Source organism: Frankia gtarii (genome assembly GCF_025403375.1).
GTDB classification, from domain to species: Bacteria; Actinomycetota; Actinomycetes; order Frankiales; family Frankiaceae; genus Frankia; species Frankia gtarii.
The window spans coordinates 1-4,569 of sequence record NZ_JAMPTM010000395.1 but is presented as its reverse complement, the minus strand read 5'-3'; the positions used below and the strand labels follow the sequence as shown (position 1 = coordinate 4,569).

The following is a 4,569-nucleotide window of genomic DNA, read 5'->3' as shown; positions in this document are numbered from 1 at the left end:
GACCAGCATAAATAGCTTAAATACTCGCAAAACGCCCGTGCGACGGCGGAAATGAACCGTGCGCCACCATCGGGCTCCCGCCCGGACCCCCGACCTCGTGCCCGACCCCCGGGACCGGACTGGGACCTCGCGCCCGACCCCCGGACGACCGGACTGGGACGGGCCCGTCGAGCCGCCGTGGGCCACGGCTAGGTTGGCCGATATGCACGTGGTGGCCGTCCTTGCCATGGACGACATCGTCCCCTCCGACCTCGCGACGCCGCTGGACATCTTCGGCCGCACCCGCCTGACGGACGGTCGCCCGGCCTACGAGGTGCGGCTCTGCGCCGCGCGTGCGGAGGTGACGACCGGCGCGTTCGCCCTGCGCGTCCCCTGGCGGCTCGACGCGCTGACCGCGGCGGACACCGTCATCGTGCCGGGCTGCGACAATCCGACGACGGAGCCGGACGCCACGGTGCTCGACGCGCTGCGAACCGCTGCGGCGGGCGGGGCGCGGCTCGCCTCGATCTGCGCCGGCGCCTTCGTTCTCGCCGCGGCGGGCCTGCTCGACGGGCTGCGCGCCACCATCCCGCCGTCGACGTCGACCCGAACGTCCTGTTCATCGACAACGGCCAGGTCCTGACCTCGGCCGGCGCCGCCGCCGGGTTGGACCTGTGCCTGCACATGGTGCGCCGCGACCACGGCACAGCCGTCGCCGCCGAGACCGCCCGGCTGTCCGTGATGCCCCTCGAACGCGACGGTGGGCAGGCGCAGTTCATCGCCCGCGAGCAGCCGCCGCCCGACGGCACGGAGCTGGAACCGCTGCTGCACTGGCTGACGGCGAACGTCCACCGCGAGCTCACCCTCGCCGACATCGCGGCGCACGCGATGGTCAGCACCCGCACGCTCAACCGCCGTTTCCGCGAGCAGACGGGGCTGACGCCGGTGGCCTGGTTGCAGCGCTCGCGGCTGCGCCGGGCCCAGTATCTGCTGGAGACCACCTGTCATCCGGTGGAGATCATCGCCGCGCAGGTCGGGTTCGGCTCGCCGGCCGCGTTCCGCGAGCAGTTCCGCCGGTTGGTGGGGACGAGCCCGCGGGCCTACCGCCGGGCGTTCGGCGGCGGCGCCCCCGTCCCTGCTCCGGGCGGGACGATGGTCGAGACCGCCGGGGCCCGATCGCCGGTCCTCGTCGCGGACGGGGCGGCGCCGGCTGGCCACCGGAGCCAAACACCACGCCTGACAAGGTGACGCAGCCGAACCACCGGATCGGGTCTTCGGGTCATCTGGGGGATGATGCCGTCATTGCGTGACCCATCTTGTGCGGTGCGTCTTCGGGAGTGGTGTCGGTATGCCAGTGCAGGCCGCTGTTCGGCTCGATGTCCGGCTGTTGCTGCGGATCGACGACCGGGTGTTGCTGGCACGACCGCCGGACGACGTCTGGCACGTGCTGCCCGGTGGCCCGGTGGTCGGCGGCGAGAGCGCCGACGACGCTCTCGAGCGGCAGGTGGGGCGGCTCGCCGGGCCGCGGGTCGTCGCCCGGCAGTTCGTCGGCGCGGTCGAGCATGACGGCTCCATCACCGGCCGTTCCCCGAACTCCGCGACGGACCATGTGCTCAGCGTGCTGTTCGCCGGGGTCTGGCCGGTCGGCATTCCGACCCCGTCCCGCTGGGGGGAGCACACCCTCGTCCCGGTGAACATCGACGTCCTGCTCGCGACGCGGCTGCGCCCGCTGTCGATGGCGGAGGTCGTGCGCCGCTGGCTGGCCGAGGGCTGGCCGCTGTGGCGCGGGCTGGACCCCGCCGGGGGCAACCGGCGGCTGCCGTCGCTGGCCTCGCTGCGGGCCCAGCTGTTCACCCGCCGCGAGGAGCTGCGCACGTTGGCCTTTCGGGACGCGGCGGTGGCGATGTGCGCGCTGGTCACCGCTGCCGACGGGCGCATCGACCCGACCGAGCGGGAGGGGCTGCTCGGCTTCGCCGCCACCGACCCGGTGCTGTCCCAGTTCCCCGAGCAGGACACCGTGCGCCTGTTCGAGGCGCACCTCGACCGGCTGACGACGGACTTCGCGGCCGGCCGCCGCGCAGCCCTGGCCGAGATCATCAAGGTGCGCGGCCGGGTCGCGCAGGCCGTCGCCGTCGTGCGGATCGGGCAGGTCATCGGGCTGGTCGACGGTGAGTTCGTTGCCAGCGAGCAGGCAGTCGTGCGGGAGGCGGCGCTCGCCCTCGGGCTGGAACCGGCCGAGTTCGCCCTCTGACCCGGCACCTCGCCCCGGCACCCCACCCGGGCATCTCACCGGCTCCTCCCTGCGCCGGTCAGGCGTCATCCCACCCTCCCGGAACCGCGGTGCCGCCGCGCACTTCGCCATCCGCCACTGCCGTCAACCGACGGTAAGTTAACCGACGGTAATATATGCCGCACACGGAGTGCGTCGCCCTGGGTCGGGCGGCACCGGGCGCGGGGTGGTTCAGTCGTCCTGCTTGATTCCGAACCAGGACATCACCTTGCCGCCGAACTTCAGGTCGCCGTCAATCTTGATTTTCCGGGTGATGAAAAGCTTGGCGCCGCTGACCTGGCCGATGAGCACGCGGACGAAGCGGACCCGGTCGGTGGTGATGGTCAGCGCACGGTCGGCGGGCGCCGCGCCGGCGCCGGCGGGGGGCTCGATCGCCAGCGCGCAGGTGCCGTCGACGACGTGCAGCTCGTAGGTGCGGGTGCCACCGCCCGAACCGCCGGTGAGGGCGAAGCGGATGAGCGCGTTCTCGTCCTGCGCCTGCTCGGGCCGGAACGTGTCGCGCATCTGGCGGAAGATCTCGTCGAGGACGCTCTCCCCGGCCGGGCCCGCCAGCAGTTCGGAGATCTCCCGCTCCGACAGGGCGGACAGACCGCTGACGATCTTTGCCGGGTCGGCCGTAGGGTCGACGGCGAGGTCGGACATGGCCACTCCATTCGTTGACGGGCGGCCCGCCAGACGACGGGCGCGGCACGAGCACGCTAGCGAACCCGCTGCTGATCTTCGTCGCCCGGGGCGCCCGATCGTGCCCCCCACGCCGGCTGGCTATCGTGACCGGAGTGATCAGCCCGGCATTCCTGCGCGTCGAGATCGACGGGTGTCCCGTGCCCCCCGATGACGCGCCCGTCCTGGCCCTGGCCCCGCACGGCCATTTCACGGTCATGCAGGTCCGCGCCGGCCGGACCCGCGGTCTCGACCTGCACCTGCGACGGCTCGACGCGGCGAACCGCGAGCTCTACGACGCACCGCTCGACGGCGATCTGGTGCGCGCCCGCATCCGGACGGCACTGGCCGCCTCGACCCGCGACGCCACCGTGCGGGTCGTCGTCGCCGGCGCGGCGGACGGCGGCCCGGCACGGCTCATCGTCGCGATCGGAGCGCCCGCCGAACCACCGGCGGCCCCGCAGCGGCTCATGTCCGTGCCGTACACGCGGCCGTTTGCGCACCTCAAGCACCTGGGCACGTTCGGTCAGCTCCAGTACGGCCGGCTCGCCCGCCGGCGCGGCTTCGACGATGCGCTGCTCACCGGGCCGGGCGGCATCATCACCGAGGGTGCTACGACCAACATCGGCTTCCTCGCCGCGGACACGATCGTCTGGCCGGACGCGCCGGCCCTGCACGGCGTGACGATGGCCCTGCTGGAGCGGTCATCGGGCAGCTCGCGGGCGCCGGTGCTGCTGGCGGACCTCGGCCGCTTCGAGGCCGCCTTCGTGACGAATTCCCGTGGGATCGCCGCCGTGGCCGCCATCGACGACCACCGTTTCGCCGGGTCGACGCCGCTCATCGCCGAGCTCGCCCGCCGGTACGACGCTGTCCCCGGCGACCTCGTCTAAGAATGTAAAGTCAAATCATTTCCCTACTTAATGATGGCTACATCATCTCGACACCGACGACCATTTCCGCGAGGTACATTCGATGCCACAACTAGGTCGTCACGGAACCGTCAAAAAGCGCTTGCCGAGGACGGAATGCTAGGTACTGTCATGGCTCCGCCAGCATTTTCCGGCGGGTCCGAACAGTCCGAACCGGATCCGGTTCCGCGTCGTCCGTGAAGGAACACCGCACCGATGCCGCTTTCCTCAGCAAGGCTCCTCATCGCGCTCCTGCTGCACGAGCAACATCGCGTCGAGCCCGCCAGCGTGCCCGTGCGGTACCCCTTCCCGCCGCCGGCCGAGCGCCACCTCGTCCGCGCCGCGACAGCCCTCGCAGCCGGCCGATCCAAGGGCGCCCTGCGCGAGCTGCGCCAGAGCGAGCACGACCTCACCGACCCCGACCACGAAGCGGTCTACGAGGCGCTCTACCTCGCGGCGCTCGCCCTCGACCGGAACTGGTCCCCGGACGATGCGGGCCTGCTCTGGCCCAAGCCGGCCGGCCCCCCGGCCAGCAGTCCACTGACGGCCTGGACGGCGCAGGCGATCGTCCGGCAGCGGCACGACCTGCTCGCACCGACCAGCGCGGTCATCTGCGTGCTCGCGGCCGAGGTGATCCCCGTGATCCGGATGGCCCGCGCCCGCCTGCTCGCCACCATGTACGTCCAGCCCGGCGCCGGCACCCCGGCCGGCGCCGGGCTGGACGTACATGGT

Annotated in this window: 5 protein-coding genes and 1 pseudogene; 5 read left to right on the top strand and 1 reads right to left on the bottom strand. The window is 72.2% G+C overall.

Features of this window, described 5'->3' with window-relative positions:
- Positions 1-202 precede the first annotated feature (202 nt).
- The 3 genes from NBZ83_RS34705 to NBZ83_RS30190 all read left to right on the top strand — a co-directional run bounded on the left by NBZ83_RS34705 (position 203) and on the right by NBZ83_RS30190 (position 2,230).
- On the top strand, positions 203-622 hold the full coding sequence (locus NBZ83_RS34705) for a DJ-1/PfpI family protein (RefSeq protein WP_498041094.1): 420 nt from the start codon (positions 203-205) through the stop codon (positions 620-622).
- Between the two features lie 41 nt (positions 623-663).
- The gene (locus NBZ83_RS34700) at positions 664-1,227 is read left to right on the top strand and encodes a GlxA family transcriptional regulator (protein ID WP_498041093.1); all 564 of its coding nucleotides are present in this window, start codon (positions 664-666) and stop codon (positions 1,225-1,227) included.
- A gap of 100 nt (positions 1,228-1,327) precedes the next feature.
- Entirely contained in the window at positions 1,328-2,230 is a 903-nt protein-coding gene (locus NBZ83_RS30190; RefSeq protein WP_261571140.1) for a TerB family tellurite resistance protein, read from the top strand.
- 210 nt (positions 2,231-2,440) lie between these two features.
- On the opposite strand, the gene NBZ83_RS30185 is transcribed toward NBZ83_RS30190, so the two are convergent.
- Complete coding sequence (locus NBZ83_RS30185; RefSeq protein ID WP_261571141.1) at positions 2,441-2,911, bottom strand: SCP2 sterol-binding domain-containing protein; 471 nt, start codon at positions 2,909-2,911, stop codon at positions 2,441-2,443.
- Positions 2,912-3,036: 125 nt separating this feature from the next.
- Between NBZ83_RS30185 and NBZ83_RS30180 the strand changes: the two genes are divergently transcribed.
- On the top strand, positions 3,037-3,819 hold the full coding sequence (locus NBZ83_RS30180; protein ID WP_261571142.1) for an aminotransferase class IV: 783 nt from the start codon (positions 3,037-3,039) through the stop codon (positions 3,817-3,819).
- Between the two features lie 234 nt (positions 3,820-4,053).
- Positions 4,054-4,569, top strand: a pseudogene (locus NBZ83_RS30175) (hypothetical protein); the annotation flags it as partial.

Coding starts and splice junctions, on each gene's coding strand:
- NBZ83_RS34705 (WP_498041094.1), top strand. CDS start 203: ATGCACGTGGTGGCCGTCCTTGCCATGGACGACATCGTCCCCTCCGAC.
- NBZ83_RS34700 (WP_498041093.1), top strand. CDS start 664: ATGGTGCGCCGCGACCACGGCACAGCCGTCGCCGCCGAGACCGCCCGG.
- NBZ83_RS30190 (WP_261571140.1), top strand. CDS start 1,328: ATGCCAGTGCAGGCCGCTGTTCGGCTCGATGTCCGGCTGTTGCTGCGG.
- NBZ83_RS30185 (WP_261571141.1), bottom strand. CDS start 2,911: ATGTCCGACCTCGCCGTCGACCCTACGGCCGACCCGGCAAAGATCGTC.